This window comes from Bradyrhizobium uaiense (genome assembly GCF_010811875.1).
Classification (GTDB): Bacteria; Pseudomonadota; Alphaproteobacteria; order Rhizobiales; family Xanthobacteraceae; genus Bradyrhizobium; species Bradyrhizobium uaiense.
Genome location: NZ_VKHP01000177.1, coordinates 1 through 20294, shown reverse-complemented (window position 1 = coordinate 20294; position 20294 = coordinate 1). Strand labels below are relative to the sequence as shown.

The 20294-nt window shown below is 64.3% G+C and carries 20 protein-coding genes; 9 read left to right on the top strand and 11 right to left on the bottom strand.

Going from position 1 to position 20294, the window contains the following annotated elements; genetic code table 11:
• Both FNJ47_RS32340 and FNJ47_RS32335 read right to left on the bottom strand, forming a co-directional pair.
• Positions 1–428: histidine phosphatase family protein (locus tag FNJ47_RS32340; RefSeq protein ID WP_163159993.1), on the bottom strand; the 428-nt coding region annotated here is incomplete at its 3' end.
• 82 nt (positions 429–510) lie between these two features.
• Positions 511–1476: a GlxA family transcriptional regulator gene (locus FNJ47_RS32335; protein ID WP_163159992.1), complete on the bottom strand. Its 966-nt coding sequence runs from the start codon at positions 1474–1476 to the stop codon at positions 511–513.
• A 206-nt stretch (positions 1477–1682) separates the two neighbouring features.
• On the opposite strand from FNJ47_RS32335, the gene FNJ47_RS32330 reads away from it, so the two are divergent.
• Positions 1683–2324 (top strand): HD domain-containing protein, encoded by a 642-nt coding sequence (locus tag FNJ47_RS32330; protein WP_163159991.1) that lies wholly within the window; start codon positions 1683–1685, stop codon positions 2322–2324.
• A 45-nt stretch (positions 2325–2369) separates the two neighbouring features.
• Here FNJ47_RS32330 and FNJ47_RS32325 read toward each other — a convergent pair whose 3' ends face one another.
• Both FNJ47_RS32325 and FNJ47_RS32320 read right to left on the bottom strand, forming a co-directional pair.
• The gene (locus FNJ47_RS32325; RefSeq protein WP_163159990.1) at positions 2370–5699 is read right to left on the bottom strand and encodes a DEAD/DEAH box helicase; all 3330 of its coding nucleotides are present in this window, start codon (positions 5697–5699) and stop codon (positions 2370–2372) included.
• Positions 5700–5852: 153 nt separating this feature from the next.
• Entirely contained in the window at positions 5853–6311 is a 459-nt protein-coding gene (locus FNJ47_RS32320) for an SRPBCC family protein (RefSeq protein ID WP_163159989.1), read from the bottom strand.
• Positions 6312–6388: 77 nt separating this feature from the next.
• On the opposite strand from FNJ47_RS32320, the gene FNJ47_RS32315 reads away from it, so the two are divergent.
• Positions 6389–7480: an adenylate/guanylate cyclase domain-containing protein gene (locus FNJ47_RS32315; RefSeq protein ID WP_163159988.1), complete on the top strand. Its 1092-nt coding sequence runs from the start codon at positions 6389–6391 to the stop codon at positions 7478–7480.
• Between the two features lie 5 nt (positions 7481–7485).
• Here the strand turns inward: FNJ47_RS32315 and FNJ47_RS32310 are convergent, their stop codons facing one another.
• Complete coding sequence (locus tag FNJ47_RS32310) at positions 7486–7734, bottom strand: hypothetical protein (RefSeq protein WP_163159987.1); 249 nt, start codon at positions 7732–7734, stop codon at positions 7486–7488.
• Positions 7735–7826: 92 nt separating this feature from the next.
• On the opposite strand from FNJ47_RS32310, the gene FNJ47_RS32305 reads away from it, so the two are divergent.
• Positions 7827–9047 (top strand): helix-turn-helix domain-containing protein, encoded by a 1221-nt coding sequence (locus FNJ47_RS32305; protein ID WP_163159986.1) that lies wholly within the window; start codon positions 7827–7829, stop codon positions 9045–9047.
• An 88-nt stretch (positions 9048–9135) separates the two neighbouring features.
• The gene (locus FNJ47_RS32295) at positions 9136–9780 is read left to right on the top strand and encodes a Vgb family protein (RefSeq protein WP_163159985.1); all 645 of its coding nucleotides are present in this window, start codon (positions 9136–9138) and stop codon (positions 9778–9780) included.
• Between the two features lie 31 nt (positions 9781–9811).
• On the opposite strand, the gene FNJ47_RS32290 is transcribed toward FNJ47_RS32295, so the two are convergent.
• Together FNJ47_RS32290 and FNJ47_RS32285 are read right to left on the bottom strand one after the other, a co-directional pair.
• Positions 9812–11029, bottom strand: coding sequence for an MFS transporter (locus tag FNJ47_RS32290; protein ID WP_163159984.1), 1218 nt, complete (start codon positions 11027–11029; stop codon positions 9812–9814).
• An 856-nt stretch (positions 11030–11885) separates the two neighbouring features.
• A complete protein-coding gene (locus tag FNJ47_RS32285) occupies positions 11886–13028 on the bottom strand; it encodes a substrate-binding protein (RefSeq protein WP_163159983.1) in 1143 nt (380 codons plus the stop codon).
• A gap of 156 nt (positions 13029–13184) precedes the next feature.
• Here FNJ47_RS32285 and FNJ47_RS32280 point away from each other — a divergent pair, with 156 nt between their 5' ends.
• The gene (locus FNJ47_RS32280) at positions 13185–14327 is read left to right on the top strand and encodes a DUF6551 family protein (protein WP_163159982.1); all 1143 of its coding nucleotides are present in this window, start codon (positions 13185–13187) and stop codon (positions 14325–14327) included.
• A 173-nt stretch (positions 14328–14500) separates the two neighbouring features.
• Positions 14501–14650 (top strand): hypothetical protein, encoded by a 150-nt coding sequence (locus FNJ47_RS32275; RefSeq protein WP_175068446.1) that lies wholly within the window; start codon positions 14501–14503, stop codon positions 14648–14650.
• A 12-nt stretch (positions 14651–14662) separates the two neighbouring features.
• Here FNJ47_RS32275 and FNJ47_RS32270 read toward each other — a convergent pair whose 3' ends face one another.
• Both FNJ47_RS32270 and FNJ47_RS32265 read right to left on the bottom strand, forming a co-directional pair.
• Entirely contained in the window at positions 14663–15214 is a 552-nt protein-coding gene (locus FNJ47_RS32270) for a carboxymuconolactone decarboxylase family protein (RefSeq protein WP_163159981.1), read from the bottom strand.
• Between the two features lie 180 nt (positions 15215–15394).
• Positions 15395–15862: a MarR family winged helix-turn-helix transcriptional regulator gene (locus FNJ47_RS32265; RefSeq protein WP_347341738.1), complete on the bottom strand. Its 468-nt coding sequence runs from the start codon at positions 15860–15862 to the stop codon at positions 15395–15397.
• Between the two features lie 147 nt (positions 15863–16009).
• Here FNJ47_RS32265 and FNJ47_RS32260 point away from each other — a divergent pair, with 147 nt between their 5' ends.
• Positions 16010–16411, top strand: coding sequence for an Ohr family peroxiredoxin (locus FNJ47_RS32260; RefSeq protein ID WP_163159979.1), 402 nt, complete (start codon positions 16010–16012; stop codon positions 16409–16411).
• 102 nt (positions 16412–16513) lie between these two features.
• Positions 16514–16918, top strand: a complete 405-nt coding sequence (locus tag FNJ47_RS32255; RefSeq protein ID WP_165445962.1) for a cupin domain-containing protein — start codon at positions 16514–16516, stop codon at positions 16916–16918.
• Positions 16919–16979: 61 nt separating this feature from the next.
• Here FNJ47_RS32255 and FNJ47_RS32250 read toward each other — a convergent pair whose 3' ends face one another.
• A complete protein-coding gene (locus tag FNJ47_RS32250) occupies positions 16980–18497 on the bottom strand; it encodes an MFS transporter (protein ID WP_163159977.1) in 1518 nt (505 codons plus the stop codon).
• 214 nt (positions 18498–18711) lie between these two features.
• On the opposite strand from FNJ47_RS32250, the gene FNJ47_RS32245 reads away from it, so the two are divergent.
• Complete coding sequence (locus tag FNJ47_RS32245; RefSeq protein ID WP_163159976.1) at positions 18712–19623, top strand: LysR family transcriptional regulator; 912 nt, start codon at positions 18712–18714, stop codon at positions 19621–19623.
• Positions 19624–19654: 31 nt separating this feature from the next.
• On the opposite strand, the gene FNJ47_RS32240 is transcribed toward FNJ47_RS32245, so the two are convergent.
• A partial coding sequence (locus FNJ47_RS32240; RefSeq protein ID WP_163159975.1) for a LysR substrate-binding domain-containing protein occupies positions 19655–20294 on the bottom strand: 640 nt, incomplete at its 5' end.

The following is a 20294-nucleotide window of genomic DNA, read 5'->3' as shown; positions in this document are numbered from 1 at the left end:
TTGCCCTTGCTGACTGGTATCAACGGAAGGACGTCGGCAATGATCGCCTTGTGCTCCCAGCACAGCAGCACGACGCCGTTCAGCGCCAGCAGCGCCGTGATCAGCGCCGGCTCATGACCTTTGCCAAAATCTTCGTTGGGCGTCGCGCCAAGACGCGCCGCCAGCGCTGAGATCGTCTCAGCGGGACGGCTGCTCGGACCCCGGTTGGGCGTGGTGCCGGGCGTCGCGGCATAGATCGCGTCAGGCCTCGCATAGTCGCCCTTGGCAAGGTCGGTGCCGAACAATGCTGTCCAGGCGCCGGCGCGCTGCCAGCCGCGGAGGACAAGCGACTCGGTATCGGACACACCGTCCGCGGTGAAGCCGGGGCCCGGCCAACCGTCATCAGGCTTTTCGGCATGACGGATGATGAAGAGTGTGAGTGCGTCCATGGCGTCCTCGCGGGAGAAGATGTGTTGCTGGCACGGCAATTTCGATCCTACGCCGGCGGCATGCTGCCCTCCATAAACGGCGTTACAATTTGCGAAAGCTCGACCGGTACTGCGCGGGCGAGACGCCGAGCCGCCCGGTGAACACGATGCGCATCCGGTCCGCCGAGCCGAAGCCGCAGTCGAAGGCAACCGCTTTCAGCGGCCGGTCTGAGCCCTCGAGCAGCCGGCGCGCGGCGTCGACCCGTGCCCGCTCGACGAATTCGTGCGGCGTGATGCCGGTCTCCTGCGCGAAGGCGCGGCCGAAATTGCGCACGCTCATGCCGACGGCCTCCGCCAGCGACTGCAGTGTGTGGCGCTCGCCGACATGCTGCATGATATGGGCCTGCGCCCGCGCAATCGGCGAATCCTCGTCGACCGGCGCGGTGAGATAGGGACTGAACTGGGACTGCCCGCCCTGGCGCTGCGCCACCACGACCAGCCGCTTTGCCACCGCAACCGCAACCTCAGGCCCGTGACGTTCGGCGACGAGCGCGAGCCCGAGATCGATCCCGGCGGTGACACCGGCCGACGTCATCAGCTTGCCGTCGCGAATGTAGATCCGGTCGAAGATCACCTCGGCGGCCGGAAAGCGCGCCGCCAGCCGCTGCGCGTTCTGCCAATGCGTCGTCACCTTGTGGCCGTCGAGCAGCCCGGCATGACCAAGCGCGAAGGCGCCGGTGCAGATCGAACCGTAAAGCTCGGCGCGCGCGGGAGCCCCGCGCAGCCACTGCGTCAGTTCGGGATCCGGCGCGGCGTCGGGCAGCCCCGGCCCGCCCGCAACCAGCAGAATATCGAATTTCTCCGTTGCCTCGTCGAAGCAGAGGTCGGCCGAAATCTTCATGCCGTTCGAAGCACGCAGCGGCTCGCGGCTGGCGCCGACCAGCACCGTCTCATAGCCGTCGCCATCAGCGACGAAACCGTTGGTTTCCGCGAACACGTCGACGGGACCGGCGACATCGAGCGCCTGAACTCCTTCGTGAATCGCGATCGCCACCTTCTGAACCGCCATACCTTCTCCCCGCCCGCTGGCGCGAAACGATGTCTCGTTGGCCCGATCCGGCGGCGCGCGTCGATTGCGATCGCCCGTCAAACCAGGTGACAACACCACCACGGATCACGCCACCAGGCGATCCAGACACACCGCAAGGACGGGCGTCGGCGCCTGCGTGTTCGCATGCCACGGCATCGTCTTGCCATATCGAGGAGCGTCTTGAAATGACCGAGATCATCGCCGGCATCCGCGTACCCGACAGCGCCATGGCCCGCGCCGCGACCCAGCTGGTGCGCGACACCGAGGACGATCTGCTCTACAATCACAGCCGCCGCGTGTTCTTCTGGGGCGCGCTGACCGGCAACCGCCGCAAGATGAAATTCGATCCCGAGCTACTCTATATCGGCGCCATGTTCCACGACATGGGCCTGACGGCTGCGCATGCGAGCCCGGATCTGCGCTTCGAGGTCGACGGTGCCAACGCCGCACGCGACTTCCTGAACAGCTATGGCGTCGCTGAACGCGACATCGAGGACGTCTGGGCGTCAATCGCGCTGCACACCACGCCCGGCATTCCCGAGCATATGCGTCCGACCATTGCGCTGGTCACCGCCGGCGTCGAGATGGACGTGCTCGGCATCGCCTATGACGATTTCTCGCACGAGCACCGCGACCACGTCTGTGCGCATCATCCACGCGAGGCCAACTTCAAGGAAAACATCATCGACCATTTCGCCGGCGGCACCATCAAGAAGCCGCTGACCACCTTCGGCAACGTCAAGGCCGACGTGCTGGCGCTCAAGGACATGAACTACACAAGGATGAACTTCTGCTCGATCATCCTCGGCTCGAAATGGCCGACCTAAAGCAAGGCCCGTTCGGCTTGCATCATCGGGCCGGAGGAAGTGTATTCAATCGGAAAAGAGCGCCTGCACATCCTCCTCCGTGAGCGCGGAGCCGATGCGTCCTTTGGAATCGAATATGCTGTCGGCGAGTGCGCGCTTGCGGGCTTTGAGTTCGTCCATTTTCTCTTCGATCGTACCGGTGGCCACTAGCCGATAGACAAAAACCGCCTTGTCCTGACCGATGCGATGAGCACGATCGATGGCCTGCTCCTCGACCGCGGGATTCCACCAAGGATCGAAGATGATCACGGTGTCCGCAGCCGTCAGGTTGAGTCCGACACCACCGGCCTTCAGGCTGATCAGGAACAGGTCGGCGGCACCGTTCTGAAAGCCCTCGATGGCGCTCCTGCGGTCCTTCGTTTCACCGGTCAGCACGCTGTAGCGGATCGCGAGGGCGTCGCAGCGCTTGCGGATCAGTGCCAGCATGGAGGTAAACTGCGAGAATACGATGATCTTGCGCTTCTCGCTCAGGAGTTCCTCGACCATCTCCAACAGCCGATCGAGTTTTGCAGACGGGCGCTTGACGCCGTCGTCGAGATTCAACAGTGCAGGATCGCAGCAGGCCTGACGCATCCTGAGAAGGGCTTCGAGCACGATGATATGGCTCTTGGCCAGGCCGCGCTCCCGGATCGCCTTACGGACCTTCTCCGACATCGACAGACGGATGGCATCGTAGAGCTCCCGCTGGCCGCCATCCAGAATGATACTCTCTACGAATTCGCTTTTCGGAGGCAACTCGGCGGCCACCTCGTGCTTGGTCCGCCGCAGCAGAAAAGGCCTGATACGCTGCGTCAGCACTCGCGCGCGTCCGGCGTCGGCACGCTTCTCGATCGGAGTCCGCCAGTTGCGCACGAAAGCCGCCCGATCGCCGAGATACCCCGGATTGACAAAGCTCATGATGGACCAGAGCTCGCCGAGATGATTTTCCATGGGCGTGCCGGTCAGGCAGAAGCGATGCCGCGCACGGATGCCCTGGAGCCTCCGGGTCGTCGCGGCGTTGGAGTTCTTGATGGTTTGAGCCTCGTCCAGCACTGCGATGTGCCATTCACGGGCAAGCAGCACCTCGTGATCGCGAACGATCAGCGGATAGGTGGTGAGAACGAGATCATGATCGGAGATCACTTCGAAACTCTGCCTGCGGTCTGGACCATGTAGCACGAGAACCTTCAGGCTTGGCGCGAACTTGCGCGCCTCGTTGAACCAGTTGGTCATCAGGCTTGTGGGAGCGACGACGATCGCAGGATCGGTCAGATGACCGCGCGCCTTCTCAAGTGCCAGCAACGCCAGGATCTGAACGGTCTTGCCCAATCCCATGTCGTCGGCCAGCACACCGCCCAGACTGCTTTCCCTGAGCAATTCGAGCCAGGCAAGCCCCTGCATCTGGTACGGTCTCAACGCCGCGTTGAAATCGGGCGGCAGGACCGGAACCGGCAATCCGCGGGTGCCGAGCAATCCCGCCATATGACGGAAGTTTTCTGCTCCCCTGAAGATGAATCGATCCGCTTCGAGACCGAGCAGTGGCACGATCTGTGCGCGCGAGAGGCGGATCTTCCCTGACGTATCGACGATGGTTTCGAAGGTGTGGAGCGCCAGTACGATCGGAAGGAAGCGATCGGCCGCCAATGCCAAATAGCGGCCGTCAGCCAGCGGCAGGTAGACGCTACCGCCGTCGTCCGCGAGCTCCTTGACCCTCTCGGGCGCAAATTCGGGTTGCGATAGCAGTGCCGCCAGTAGCGGAACAAAGTCGCGGCGTTCGCCGTCGATTTCGATCCCAAGCGAAAGCTCGAACCAGTCGATCCCGCTGCTCTCAAACTCCGCGTCGAACGCCTCGGATGACGTCGCAAGCCGGTACTGGAAATCGTCGTCGATGAGGATTTCGAAGCCAGCCGTCTGCAGATCAGCCGCATCGACATTGAGGAAATCGAGCCAATCGGTCGGCTGCGTGAAGGTCAGATCGTGGGCGTGCACGGCGTCGAGCAGCGGAAAAGCCGATCTCGCTTGCAGCAGACCGAGACTGGCCAGGCTTGCGGTCATTGCCTTCTCTTTGGCCTTGCGTCGCGAGACGACGTAGAGGGTTCCGTCCTGGAACGACTCCACCCGGTGCGCGCTTTCCGAGCGTTCGATTTCGACCGGGCCGTAGCGGAAGCTGAGGCGGGCTACCGGTACGCGGTCGGGCATCCGATCGCCATAATAATACGCATGCGCCGCCTTGTGCCCCGACATCAGACGAAGCACCGGCTTCGGGTCCACGCCGATCTTGGTCGGGGCGGCCGCAGGCGCGGGCAGCCAGCCGGAATCCAGGCCCGGCAGCTTCTGCCCAAGGCGTTGCGCGACTTGCGCGACATGGGCATGCGGGATGGCGGGAGCGAGCAGAAACCGGCTACTCAGCCGTTCCGGAAGATTCAACCTGATCGGCGCGATCAAACCGGCAGCTTCGTCGACGTAGACCGGCGGCTCGGCATTCAGCGCTGTTGCGCCCCCGACGATTAGCGTTGGACCGATTCCGTCCCTGCTGACCTGACGCCACTCGATACGACCATCGCGCGCCTCGCCCCATTGCAGCGGCACACCGCTGTGATCGCGCCAGAACGCCCGCCCCGTCGCGACGATTTGCTTCAGGACATCGGCTGAATAAGCGCGTCGGCCGAACGTATAGCCGGACCGAAATTCGCTGGACAGCCTAACAAGGATGTCGATGTCGGAACCGAGATAGTGTTTCGGAGCACGATCGAGCGAGAATTCGCCCAGAGACGGCTGTGACACCTTGCTGCCGAACTCGCCGGTCTTCAGGATTTTCACGGACACGAGCGACACGTCCATGCAAGGTACGCCAGCCCCCGACGACCTCGGCTGCAAGCAATAAAGCAAACGCTGCGTAACATCGGGCGGATAGTTCGTATCTCGCACCGACCGGCCGACTGTCTCGATCCACTCCGCGATTTGGTAGGGCAACACCGCTTCAGGTCGCGCCTCTCCCTTGCCCGCGGAGCCTCGTGACTGTTGCGATCCAGAACCGGCCGCCTGCGCAGGCGAACGCAACGCTTCAAAGAGCGTCGCGGCAACGTGCTTGCAGTTCAAGGCCATCGGGCAGGTGCATTTGCCGTCGAGATCGACCAATCGACGGCCCTCGAACTCCAGCTCGATATCGACCCTGTAGGGATTGCGTTCGGTTCCACTCACCCGCGCCTGCAGGTGGGTGAGATCCTCGCTGACCTCCAACCCGGAGACTCGGCCCTGAGCACGGTAAGCAAAGGCCTTGTCCACAGCCGATCGGCTGAAGAAGCCGAGGATGTCCTTCTGTTTCAATCGCTCGGAAAGGTTCGGGAGTTCAGACATCAAGGAATGCGGTTTTTCCGCGGACACTAGCTCGAGACCCATCCACCATTAGCAGACGGAATGTGTCGGCCAAACGGCATCGATCGTCGCCTGTCCTGCATCCACACCTTTGACCGTCGTGCACAGCGGTCGACGGACACCCGCGGCGAAAGCCTAGCTGCCGACGGCCGGACCGCGATCCGGCCCGGGATCCTGGCCGGCGGCCACGCGCGAGAGGCGGCCCATGTAGTGAGCCCAACCCTTGTCATGGGCCGCGCACTGCTCCGCGTTCGGCAGGCCGCTATGGGTCATCCGCAGGAGCGTGCCGGCATCCTTGCCGATCAGGTCGATCTCGATCAGGCTCGATCCCGGCGGCACTTCCGCGCCGCCTTCCCAACCGAAGCTGTAGGCAAGACGATGCACCGGCACGACCTCGCGGAACGCCCCGCGCGCAGCGCGGTTGCGATCGTCGCCGAGGCCCTTGAGCAAATAGAGCCCGCCGGGATGCAACTCGGTCTCGGCCTCCAGCCCCATCCAGCTCACGATCTTCTGCGGATCGGTCAGGAAGGCGAATACAGTTGCGGGCGGCGCAGCGATCTGGATCTCGCGTTGAACGATGAAGGCTTCAGTCATCGATCGATCCTCCATGGACGGTCGGGTTTCAGGGATAATTCGTGACAAGGGTGGCACGTCACCCCCATGATGGGGTGATGCAATTGTCCTCGACACTGAGCTGGCTGGTCGACGCCGCAGCCGAGACCGCAGGCGCCGACCGGTTGCTGGCGGACCTTGGCAGCCACCTTATCACGGATGGCCTGCCGCTTGCCGGCGGTGCGCTGACGCTCGAAGTTCCGCACCCGCTGATCGCAAGGCGCACCTGGCTGTGGCGTGCCGACACCGGCGAAGTCATCGAAGCGCTCGGCTTCGCGCCTAAACAACCCTTCGCAATGCCCGACATGATCGGATCCGGCGATGCCGGCCGGCGCTGGCTCAATAGCCTTGCGCCCGGCCCGATCCACGAGGACACCATCGGAACGCGGCCGGATGGCCCGACCCTCGGCTGGATCGGGACCCGCGCCTTCACCCCGGCCGAGGCCGATCGCTTGCGCGAGGCGGCGCGCTTCATGGCCGCACCGCTCGCCGCGCTTGCGGCGCGCGCGACATTGACCGCGGCGCTGGAGGCCTATCTCGGCCGGCGCAGCGCCGCGCGCGTGCTGGCGTCGCCCTTGCGGCGCAACACCGGCGAAACCATCCGCGCCGCGCTGCTGTTTGCCGATCTGCGCGGCTTCACTGCGCTCTCCGAAAGTCATTCGCCCGCCGAGGTGATCGCGGCACTCGACGCCTGGTTCGACCGCATCGCCGGCGCGATCCATGCCTTCGGCGGCGAGGTGCTGAAATTCATCGGCGACGGCATCCTCGCGATCTTTCCGGTCACGACCAGCGCGCGCAGCGCATGCGAGGCCGCATTGCGCGCGGTGGCGGCGGCGCGCGTCGGCATGGCGCATCTCGATGCGGAACGGCGCAGCCGCGGTCTGCCACCATTGTCGTTCGGTGCGGCGCTGCATCTCGGCGAAGTGCATTGGGGCAATATCGGCGCCGCCGACCGCCTCGACTTCACCGCGATCGGCGCCGCGGTCAATCTGGTCAGCCGTCTGGAAGGCCTGTGCAAGCCGCTGGAGCAGACCGTGTTGGTCTCGGATGCGCTTGCCGCCGAAACCGAGACGCCGCTGGTCGCGCTCGGCACCCATGAGTTGCGCGGCATCGTACGGCCATGCGCGGTCTTCACCCTGCCGGAGGCGTGAGCCGGTCATCGGAACAGGCGCAACCACGGCGCCAGATGGAACGCGCTCATCAGCGCATACATCGGGACCATCCCCTGCAATGAAAACGGTCCCTGCATGGCGCCGCAGATCATGTCAGCCGGTGCCATCGCGGCCACCAATGTCATCACGGCGAAGGTCGGCGCCGCCGCCAGCGACAGCAGGCGCGCCATGACATGGCCGCGTCCGCCGAACCTCGCCCTCAACCAGGCCTCGCGTGTTTCAATACCGGTCATCATTCGATCTCTCTGGAGATGATCCATGTCGTCATGTGCTAGGTTAGGACCGGGCCTCGGAGGGCGAGAGTGACAAGTGTGTCGGGATTCGAATGGACTCGCTGATTACGGCTGCGGCGCGCGCGCTCGCGGCGGGTGATCCCCTCGGCGCACTGAAACGGGTGGCGCTGCGCGACGATGCGCCGGCGCTGGCGCTGCGCGGCATCGCGATGGCCCGGCTCGGCGATTTCGCCCGCGCCAAGGAACTGTTGCGGCGCGCGGGCCGCGCCTTCGGTCCGCGGGAAGCCATCGCCCGGGCCCGTTGCGTGGTGGCCGAGGCCGAGATCGCGCTGGTGTCGCGCGACCTCTCCTTTCCCAGCAAGAGCCTCGCCGCGGCGCGCGCGACGCTCGCAGCGCGTGGCGATGCACTCAACGCCGCACACGCCGGTTATCTCGAAATCCGCCGCCTGCTGCTGATCGGGAGCCTCGATGCGGCGGAGCGCATGCTGGATGGCCTCGATCCGGCGCCCTTCCCGCCGGCGCTGCGGGTCGGCCATGAACTGGTCGTCGCCGGGATCGCGATGCGCCGGCTGCGGACGAAACCGGCACGCGAAGCGCTGGCACGGGCGCAGGACGCCGCACGCCGCGCCCGCATCGCCGGGCTTGTGGCCGAGGTCGAAAGCACCGCACGCCTGCTCGCCACGCCGGCGGCGCGCCTGATTGCGCGCGGCCACGAGCGGCCGCTGTTGCTCGAGGAGGTCGAGGCCCTAATGGCGTCGAAGGCGCTTGTTGTCGATGCCTGTCGCTACGTGGTGCGCGATATCGGTACGACTGTCTCTCTGAACCGGCGGCCGGTGCTGTTCGCACTCGCCCGCGCGCTGGGCGAAGCCTGGCCGCAGGACGTGTCGCGCGGCACGCTGATCGCGCGCGCATTTCGCGGCAAGCATGCCGATGAATCGCACCGCGCGCGGCTGCGGGTCGAGATCGGACGACTGCGCCGGGCGCTGCGGCCGCTCGCCGATCTCAGCGCCACGCCCGACGGCTTCGTGCTGGAGCCGCACGGCCGCCGCGAGGTCACCGTGCTGGCGCTGCCGGTCGAGGAGGAGCACGCGGCGGTGCTGGCCTTCCTCGCCGACGGCGAGGCCTGGTCGAGTTCGGCACTGTCGGTGGCGCTGGGCGCAAGTCAACGCACCGTACAGCGCACGCTCGACGCGCTGGCCGCCACAGGCAAGGTGCAGTCGGTCGGCCGCGCGCGCGCCCGGCGCTGGATGACGCCGCCGGTGCCGGGATTCACGACGACGTTGTTACTCCCCGCCCCGCTGCCGAACGGCTAGCATCGGATGGCAATCGGAGCGTTTTCGAGCGAAGTGGGTACCGGTTCGCGTGAAGAAAACGCGTCAGAACAAAAGTCAGGAGCGCCGCATGAAGAAGTCCGAAGCCGAGATCATCCGGGAATATGCCTTCGAGGGCGTCGAGAGCGTCGGCGGCGTCAGCTTCGACGGCGAGCAGGTCTGGTTCGCGGCGGGAGGCCAGTTGGTCGCCTTCGACCCCGACAGCGGCACCACCACCCGCACCCTCGACATCGCCGCCCACGCTGGCACCGCCTTCGACGGCAAGCATCTCTATCAGATTGCCGAGGACCGCATCCTGAAGATCGAGCCGAGCAGCGGACGCGTGATCTCCACCATCCCCTCGCCCGGCGGCGGCCGCGACTCGGGCCTCGCCTGGGCGGAAGGCTCGCTATGGGTCGGCCAGTATCGCGATCGCACCATCGTTCAGGTCGATCCGGTAACCGGCAAGGTGCTTCGCACCATCGAGAGCAACCGGTTCGTCACCGGCGTCTCCTGGGTCGACGGCGAACTCTGGCACGGCACCTGGGAAGAGGACCAGAGCGACGTCCGGCGCATCGATCCGCAGACCGGCGAAGTCATGGAGCGGCTGGAGATGCCGAAGGGCACGTTCGTCTCCGGGCTCGAATCCGACGGCAAGGACCGGTTCTTCTGCGGCAGCGGCTCGACCAACAACAAGGTGCGCGCCATCCGCCGGCCGAAGCGCAGCGGCGCATAAGACGATCAATCGCTTCGCGCGCCGAGCAAGCTCACGCCGGCGCGGGCACCGCGGTGGGCCGCGCCGATGCCATCGGCCGGAAGGTCATCATGATCAGGAACGCGCCGAGGCCCGTGGCCCAGGAGCCGACATAGAGCCACGTGTAGCTCGCAAAGGTGTCGTAGATCAGGCCGCCGGCCAAAGGCCCGGTCGCCATGCCGAGGCTGCCGGCCATCGCGGTGCCACCGATCACGGTGCCCATCATGCGCAGCGGAAAGTTCTCGCGGATCAGCACGGAATACAGCGGCATGGTGCCGGCATAGATGAAGCCGAAGATCGCCGCGACTGCATAGAACGCGGCAAGCTCGCGTACGAAGACGTAGCCGAGCGCGCCGAACGCCTGCGCCAGCAGGCCGAGCACCAGCACGCGCTTGGCACCGAAGCGGTCGCCGAGCAGGCCGAAGGCGATGCGGCCGCCCATGCCGGCGAGCCCTTCCACGCTGTAGATCGTCACGGCGGCAACAAGCGGAATGCCGCAGGTGACCGCGTAGCTCACGGTGTGGATGATCGGCCCCGAATGGGTGGCACAGCAGAAGAAATTGGTTGTGATCAGGATGAGGAATTGCGGCGAACGCAGCGCCTGCGCCAGCGACATCGGCGGCTCGCCGTTCGTCGAGACCACTTCGGGAGCATTGCCTTGCAGCGCCGGCGGGCGCCGCACCAGCAACGACACCGGAATCATGATCGCGCCGACCACGCCGGAGACGATCAGCATCGCGGTCCGCCAGTCGTGATGGGAGATCAGCCAGGCCGCGAACGGCGACATCGTCATCGGCGCCATGCCCATGCCGGCCGACACCAGCGAGACCGCGAGGCTGCGATGGGTGTCGAACCAGCCGGTGACGGAGGCCATCATCGGGGCGAAGATCGCCGCCGTGGCCGCGCCGACCAGCGCGCCGAACACGAATTGAAATGCCAGCAGCGAGGTCACCTGGCTTGCCAGCGCAAGGCTCGCCGCCAGCACGACCGATCCTGTCAGCACCACCGGGAGCGGCCCGAACCGATCCGACAGCGTGCCCCAGACCATGCTGGTGAAGGCCATCGCGAGGAAGCCGATCGTCATCGCGCTGGAGATGCCGGTCACCGACCAGCCGGTCTCGCGCGCCATCGGCTGGAGAAACACCGGCAGCGAGAACATGCCGCCGATCGCAACGCAGCCCAGCAAGCCGCCGGCCGCGACGATCACCCAGCGATAGGTCGAATTGCTCATTCCGGAACTCCCATGCAGCTCGTTCTGGATGGAAGACGAACGGATCGGACTGGAACCGACAGCGGACGACTGCTCCGGCCCACTTTTTTTTGCGAGCTTAGCGGCCGCCGGCCACGACCGCGATACTGAGGCGTGTCCCCACAAATCCGCCCGCCGAACGACGCCCATATTACCGTCAGAAGCGGACAAAAGAGGCGCGCTTGGTCATGTCACCAACGAGCCAAATCCGGACCAGACCCGAGCTGGGCCCATCACTCTATCTCGGGCTCGTCTAGCCGCCACGGCACCGCCGCGGCATGAAATTCGAGCTGCACAACCTGCTTACCTTCTAGGCTTGGAAGTCTTGGCGCTGAGGCCCGACACATCCACGCGCTAAAATCCGGTCCGAGCTCAACAGGCGGAAAGTCACCTATTTCGTCGAGAGTGCCAATGAAATGATACCATCCACCATAATCGTGGCGGCCCGGAGCGGTACGGGCGTTGTGATACACCTCAGCGTCCTTGCTAGGATCAATCCCTAGTTGGCCAAGCAACGCAATGAACTCGGGAGGAAAGCAGTCGGCTCGTGCCGCTCTAAAATTCCGACAGCCTGCACAATCGCACCTATCGGCTCCACCGCGTTCTGTTAGGCGATACGCCAAAACCGTCGCATCGCGGTCAGCACGACACTTCCACTTGGCGAAGTCAGACATATTCAACTCACGTGAATATAGCAGATAACTTTAGCTGCCCGTTCGGGTGCGTACAATGATCCGCTTCGGTGTCACAAAGGCGATATCCCTGACGTCAGGTCGCGTGTCCGCTTCGCCCGTGAAAGCGGGCGTCCCGGGTTATGCGTACGCGCCCCAGCCTCCGGTCAGCGGCCAGCCAGATTGCATCCGGGCTGCGGCGCGATCTCGCCCAGCGCGCGGACCTGAACCAGTTCCGTCCCCTGCGTCTTGGCGATGAACATGTTCATCGCCGCGTGGTGATCCTGACCGAGGGTCACGGGGCCGGTCGGCGACGGAATGGTGAGGCCGGCCATCGCGTCGATGATGGCCTCCTTGTCGAGCTTGCCGGCCTTCTCGGCTGCGGCCTTCAGCGCGATCAGGGTGTTGTAGTGCGTCATCACGTAGTTCGACACCGCGACGCCCGGGTTCTCGGCGGCGCGCGCCTTGGCGACAAATGCCTGGACGGCGGGATCCTCGCTCGCCGCGGCCGCCGGCACGACCGTGACCATGTTCTGGCCCTTGCCGCGGAAGATGCCGAGGTCGACCTCGGACAATCCAAGGAAAGCGACGGTGATATCCTTCAGCAACCCGGCCTCGTCGGCCTGCCGGATGAAATCCATCCCGTCGCCCTTCAGCGCGAACAGCACCACCTTGGCCTTGCTCGCCGCGACCTCCTTGATCAGCGGAGAGAAGTCGGTCTCGGTCCCAAGCGTGTATTTGGTCCCGACCACCTTGCCGCCGAGCTTCTCGATCAAGGGCTGCGCGATGTCGAACATCTGATGCGGCCAGACCCGGTCGGCGCCCAGCAGGAAATACGTGTTGCCGAAGGTTTGCGTCATGTAGGGCAGCAGTTGGCCGAGCTCCTGGTTCGGCACCGCGCCGAACGAGAACAGGTAGCGGCTGCATTTGCCGCCCTCGTAGTTGGTGGCGTAGAGCAGCGGCGTCCTCGAACTCTCCGCCAGCGGCACCAGCGCATTCAGATTGCGCGAGGTGATCGGACCGACGACAGCCAGCACATCCTGCTTTTCGACCAGCGAACGCATCGCGTCAGCGGCCGCCTCCGGCCGCGTCTTGTCGTCGGCATAGATGACCTCGACCGGCCGGCCGAGAATGCCGCCCGCCGCATTGATGTCCTTGACGGCAAGATCGAGCCCGAGCCTGGCCTGTTGGCCGTACAGCTCGACCCCACCGGAAAACGGCAGCACCGCGCCGACCCGGATCGGTCCGCCGGGTTCGGCAGCGCGCGAAGGCTGATGCGCTGCACCGCAGGCCAACAGCGCGAGCGTCATGCAGTTGATCAAGCGTGATGCAAAGTAGCTAATCTTGTTGGAAAACCCTGTAGACAACATGGTCCGTTGCGAATCTTTCACAGAGCGGTCGATGGTCCGCTGCATCGTTCTTCCACCGGCGAGTGATCTCGGCCGGGTCACTTGGGAGATCGAACCATGACATACAACCACCAGTTAAACATTAACAACGGAACTGAGATCAGGACGTGGATACATGGACAATTTCCGATGCCGGACTGGGTGCCACCGCACATGGCTGGTGGCATCGAAGCCAACGGAACTTTTGCTCTCGCGACAGAACTCGGTCGGGCCAGAGTTCATCCCGGGAACGTCATCATAGAGCGCTGCGGCGACGTCTGGGTACGGACCTCCGAAGAATCGGCCGAATTTATCGAAGGTCTTAAGTCGACTTCGATACACACGATAACAAGTGTCGGTCCTGGAAAGGTGCGACAGTTTGGAGTCAGTTCGCGCACCAAGGTGATCGCCCCGGCCCGAAACAAGTCCCCGAGTAAGCGCCATTATCCACCCGTCGGCTCACAACCATCCATTGAATGGATTCATCTTGGCCGCCTCTCGATAGACGGCGCATACCAGCGATCGACCGACAATTCAGCCTCGCGCCGGCTCATCTCCAGCATTGCCGCAAAATTCGATTGGCGACTATGTGCGCCACTTGTCGTTTCGCGGCGTCCTGACGATACGCTCACCATAATCGATGGACAGCATCGCTGGATGGCCGCGTCTCAGCGAGACGATATTCCTCAACTTCCATGCTGCGTGTTCAGATATCAGAACATCCAGGAAGAGGCCCGCATGTTCATCGTCGCCAATCGCGCGCGAAAACCCGTGAACCGCCTCGATGACTACTTTGCGGCAGTCGCAGCCGCCGATGAGGATGCGCTGGAGATTCACCAGATCGTCACAGATGCGGGTTTGCATATCGCACGAAACACCTCATCAACCGCTTGGCAGCCAGGCGACGTTGCCTTCACGGCCGCGATTGCGACTTCAATCAGGCGTTTTGGACCAGCGATCACATCTGCTGTCCTCACCAACATGGCCGTCGCCTTTCCCTACCAAAAAATGCGGCACGGAGGTGCGATTTTTGGCGGTCTTGTTCGGATAATGTCTCGGCCTCCGCAAGACTTTGACCCCGATCGTCTCGTCGCGACATTGCAGACGCGAACAGCCGACGAGTGGGGGCATTGTACTACCGGATTGAAGGGAGGTGACGTGCGCGCAATTGCTCTGCAAGACGCCATCATGCGCGCTTACGAAGAACGAGCTCCAAGCTAGGAACCTTGAAGGCGTTCGTCGAGATTTCGCAAAATTGAGTGCTCTACCAATAGGGCACTCTCCATAGTCAAACTCTCGCTTACCTTGGCAGCACTGCGCAGCGATTGCCACCGACCCGCTATACCTCCCCAAAAACTGAGATTTACCTCGCCGACGCCGAGCGTCGGCACAGCTTGGAGGCCGCTACAGCTGAACATCAACGGCTGATGGAGACGCTGCCGAAGCTCGGCTACGATATCGTCACGGTGCCGAAAATACCGCCGTCCGCGCGGGCCGATTTCGTGCTGGCGAGGCTCGGCGGCGGCACCGCACCAGTGGCCTGATCAGGCCATCATTCACTCCGCGGCCTCGCGATGCGGAACGCCCTGCTCGACATCGAGCTGAAGGATGTCGTTGAAGCGATTGAAGGCGCCGCACAGCGCGATCCGCCAGGTCAGCTCGACGATCTGCGCTTCCGAGAAATGCTCACGCAAGCGTACGAAGACCTCGTCGCGGGTCTTGTTCCAGTTGTTGGTGACGGCGATCGCATATTCGACCACGAGCTTGTCGAGCGCGTCGAGCTCAGGGTGATCCTGATTGTCGAGCAACCGCGCGGCACCCGCCTCCGAGACGCCCTGGATCGCGAGCTTCGGCGCATGGTGCGACACGCAATAGTCGCACTTGTTCAACAGCGACACGGTCACCAATGCGAGCTCGAGATGCCGTTTCGAGATCACCGCCTCGTCGGCAAGGTCGACCAGCAGCGACCACATGTGCCTGAAGATCGGCGGACGCTGCGCCATGACGCCGGCCTGGTTCTCGAACGCGCCATAGGTGGTCATCTTGTCCCACAGCGGCTTGAGCTCGGCCGGCAGGTCGTTCCTGGTCTTGATGGCCACGCGTGACATGATCTTGCCTCGGATCGGATTGAACCGACGCAGCCTGCCCCGCTTCGTCCGATACCTCAAGGCGCCCAACTGCATCGCAGGCATATGGCTGCGCCTGATCCGGCAATGCCGGTCACGCCGTGGCGAAAATGCGGAGGCACGCTGCGCGGATACAGCGCGTTACAATTTGTCGCCGAACGATCAGCCCTTCTTCGAATCGCCGCGCGTGTGACGCAGCAGATTGTCGCGCAGCCTGACCACGCTCTTCTGCACGATCGGAAACTCATCCCCGAGCCCAGTGGCATCGACCAGGGACGCGTTGATCTCCTTGTCGAGCAGGCGCCGGCCGGCCGCCGTCAGGCTCACCCGCACCTGCCGCTCGTCGGCGGGATCGCGGGTGCGGCTGATGTAGCCGCTCTGCTCGAGCTTCTTGAGGATCGGCGTCAGCGTATTGGATTCCAGAAACAGCTTTTCGCCGAGCGCGCTGACGGTCTGCTCGTCGGCCTCCGACAGCGCGATCATGGCAATATACTGGGTGTAGGTCAGGCCGACCGCGTCCAGGATCGGCTTGTAGGCGCGGCCAAAGGCCAGATTGGCCGAATAGACCGCAAAGCACAGAAAATTCGAGAGTTTTCGGCCTTTGGCGTCGGCCTTGGCGGGGCGGGGCACGGGCGTCTCCGGAGTTTGTGAAGTCCGGATCAATATAAATCGTATCCGATTAAATCGGAAGTGCTTGACATCATCTAATGCGCGGCCTATTTCAACTCGCATCCGATTAGATCGGACACGATGCAAATTCACCCAAAGGAGTTCACCATGACCGCCAATGCAAAGGTTCTCGCCACCGGAAAGACCCACGTCACCGCCGGCCCGAACGGCACCGGCCGCTCGCACGACGGCTTCCTCGACGTCAAGCTGCCGCAGCCGCACCCGGCCGCGGAAAACCTGTTCGCCGCCGCCTGGTCGGCCTGCTACATCGGCGCGATCCAGCTCGCCGCCGGACAGCGCAAGGTCAAGCTCGCGAGCGAACCCGAGGTCGACGCCGAGATCGACCTGAACCAGGCCGGTAGCGCCTTCTTCCTGAGCGCGCGCCTCAACGTCCGCGTTCCCGGCGTCGAGCGCGAGGTCGCACAGCAGCTGCTCGAAGCCGCGCACGGGATCTGCCCCTACTCCAAGGCGGTCCACGGCAACATCGAGGTCACGACCACCCTGGTCTGAGACCAGCACGTGACGACCTCCGACGCGGACCGGCCGCTTGCCGGTTCGCGGTCGGTCCAGTCGAGACAACAAACCCTGGAGTTCGAGATGACCAGCAGACTGATGACGGCGACGCGCCTCCTCGCAAGGGCGGCCCTGATCGCTGGAAGTTTCCTGACGATCCCCACCGCCCAGGCGCAGCAACCGGCCGGCATCGCCCGAACCGACCTGCAGCGCCACGACCTCAGTGCTCCCGGACGCGAAGCCGTCCAGGTGCGCGTCGACATCGCGCCGGGCAAGGCGTTCGGCAGGCACACCCATCCCGGCGAAGAGATCATCTATGTGCTCGCCGGCACGCTCGAATACGATGTCGATGGCAGACCGCCGGCAAAGCTGAAGGCCGGCGACGTACTGTTCATTCCCGCAGGCACGATCCATGCCGCGAAGAATGTCGGCGATGTCACCGCCAGCGAGCTTGCGACCTATATCGTCGAGAAGGACAAGCCACTGCTGACGCTGGTGAAGTGACCGATGCCGCCTGCCCGCCCCTACGCATTTCTCATCTTGGGGCGAGCGCGGCGACATCAATTCACTTGGTGCGCTGAGCTTCGGCCTGCGCTATCTGCCGCGCATTGAAGATCAGAAAGCTGATCGCGGCCATGATCCAGACGCCGATGCCGCCATAGAGCATCACCCAGCCGAAGCCGCTCGCCAGCGCCTGATGCACGACGGGACCGGTCAGCTCCGGCGCCGACGCGGCGTCGCCGGCCGCGATCCGCTCGGCGATGACACGCAGTTGCGCACCATCCAGCGCCGGCAACACGGCCTTCAGATGCGCCAGTACGCCGCTCGCCAGGATAAAGCCCATCAGCGCGATATTCACCGAGAGCGACACCATGCGCGCGCTCATGTCGATACCGGAGGCCATGCCGGCGCGGTCGCTCGAGACCGAGCCCGTCGTCGTGTTGGTAACCGGCGTGTTGGTGATGCCGAGGCCAATTCCGGCGATCAGGCAGCCGGGCAGCATCGTCAACCAGTCCGGTTGCGCGGCGGCACTACCGAACTTCATCAGCATGAACCCGGTGCCGATCGTGAACAGCCCCACCGGGATGATCAGGCCCGGCTGGTAGCGCAGCGACAGCCGCTCGGCGAACGGTGGCATCACCAGCGTCGGCAGCGTGTAGGCCAGCAAGGCAAGACCCGCGGACACGCTGTCATAGCCGAGGCCGGCATGAAACCAGATCGGCAGATAGATCATGAAGGGCCAGTAGCTGAGATTCATCGCGGCCGAGCCGATGTTCGAGCCGGAGAACGCAGGGATCCGAAAGACCGAGAAGTCGAACATCGGCCGCCGGCTGACCTTCTCGGCAACCAGGAACGCGATGAAGCTCACGGCGGAGACGCCGAGAATCGCGAGGCCCCTCAGGCTAGCAAAGCCGAGATCCGGCCCCTGCGTGATGTAGAATGCGAGACAGAACACGGCAACCGACATCGTCACGATGCCGGCGACGTCCAGACTGCTCGCCTTCGGGTCTTTCGATTCATGCACGCCGCCGATCGTGAGCACGAAGGCGACAGCCGCGAACAGCACGTGGACCAGGAACACCCACTCCCAACTCAGCGCCGCGACCACAGCACCACCGATGATCGGCCCGAAGCCGAGGCCGATGCCGAAGATCACGCCCCACCAGCCCCAGGCGACGGCGCGCAGGCGGCCGCCCTGGAATTCGTGCGAGAGCACGGCGATCTGGCAGATCAGCAGCGCGCCACCGCTGAGCCCCTGAAGGAAGCGGGCGACGATCAGCATCTCGACACTCTGGGCAATACCGCAGATCAGCGAGGTGATGCCGAATGCGGCGATCGCGACCAGGAAGATGCGCTTGCGTCCGTAGCGGTCCGCCACCGTCCCGATTGCCATCAGCACCGTGGTCACCGCGATGGTATAGGCGTTCATGATCCATTGCAGCGCCTTGAAGTCGGCATGCAGCACCCGCTCCAGCGTCGGCAGGATCGCAGGGATGCTGGAAATCTCCAATCCAAACATCAGGCAGGCTAGGCATACGGCGGACAACACGACGGCGCCGCGGCGGCTCAGTTCAGTTGACATGATCAGGCCTTTTGTTGTTGCAAGCCAACGGCATACCGCGCGCTGTTGCCAGGGTGCTGGCAGCAGCGTTGGCCAATCGACTCACGATGTATTGAGGCAGCAGCGACGGGAATCGGGTGGCCGCAGCGCTTCACAACACAAAGCTAGTCACCGCTTGAGCATTGGTGAATTGGATGACTAGATATTTCAGAGACAACAATTCCGGATGATTGACATGACCACGCTCGACATCGACGCCGTGAAGACCTTCGTGACCATCGCCGAGCTCAAGAGCTTCACGCGCGCCGCCGAAGCGCTCGGCACTACGCAGGGCGCGATCAGCGTCAAGCTGAAGCGACTGGAAGGCCATGTCGGCCATCGACTGATCGAGCGGACACCGCGGCTGGTGCGCCTGTCGGCACAGGGCGCCGCGTTCCTCGCGCCCGCACGCGAATTGCTCGCCGCGCATGATCGCGCCATCGCGGGGCTGACGTCGGCTCGCCGGCGTTTTTCGCTGGGGATCGCCAGTCACGTCGGCGCACCCGAGCTTCCCACCTTGCTGGCGCGGCTCAATGCACATGATCCTGCCCTTACGATCGAGGTCCGTCTCGACGATGCCCGTGATCTCCTCGAGACCTTCGATCGCGGTATGATCGATGCCGTGATCATTTTTCGGGAGGACGACCGACGCGACGGGGACGTTCTGGGACCCGATCATTTCGGCTGGTTCGCCACACCGGACTTTCTTCATCGGGCCGGAGAGCCGTTCCGATTGGCAGCCTCCTCACCCGCCTGCGGCATCCTCAACACCGCCACGCGTGCGCTTGATGCCGCGGGCCTTCGGTGGACAGAAACATTCCTCGGCTGCGGAGCATTTGCCGTCGCCGACGCGGTCTCGGCAGGCCTTGCGATCTCGGTGTTCTCACGCCGGGTTGCCCCTTCAGGCACAATCGAGGTGACTGAGAAATTCGGGCTCCCTGCGCTGCCTCCGTCCGAGATCTTGCTGCTGTCGACGTTGTCCGACGCGAGGTCGCGCGCGGCGTTGAAGACGCTGGCAAGCGCCTTTCGCGAGCACCATCGTCCGCCCATCAGCGCAGGCAGCACAATGGTGGCCGCGCGAAGCGTCACCGCAGCGCTGGGGTCCTGACCGATCAGTCGCGCATGAGATCACCGGCCGACTAGCGCCGCGCGCCTTCGGCTCGCTTTCCCTCGAACAGCGCGCGCTCCGACGCCAGTGCCTTGGCCAGGAAATCGAGCGTGGCGCGGATGCGCGCAGTGCGCTTGAGATCGTCATGGGTCAACAGCCACAGCGCCGAGCGCGGCTCTGCGAGCGCCTTCGGCGTCACCCGCCGTAGCGTCGGCGCAAGATCGCCGACATAACAAGGCAGCACGGCAAGCCCCAGCCCCGCCGCCGCGGCATCGCGCAAGGCCGGAAGCGCATCGACACGGCAGCTGATACGCGTCGCGTGAAGCTTGTCGCGCATCCATTCGGCGATGACGGTTCCGGCCAGCGCATCGTCGAGCCCGATCCAATCGTGCGCCGACAGGTCCTTGTCGCTGCGCCGGGCGAGATAAGCGCGCGATCCGTAGACCGCATGGGCAATATCGGCAACGCGCCGTCCCACCAGCAGCTCGGACGGTGCCGGCGTCGGCCGGATCGCGATCTCAGCTTCGCGGCGTGTCAGGTTGGCCATCGCATTGGAGATGATGATCTCCGGCTGGATCTCCGGATGGGCGGCGCGCATCGCGGGCAGATGCCGCATCAGCACCACGCCGAGCGTATCCGTCGTCGTGATCCGGACCGCGCCTGAAGGCCTG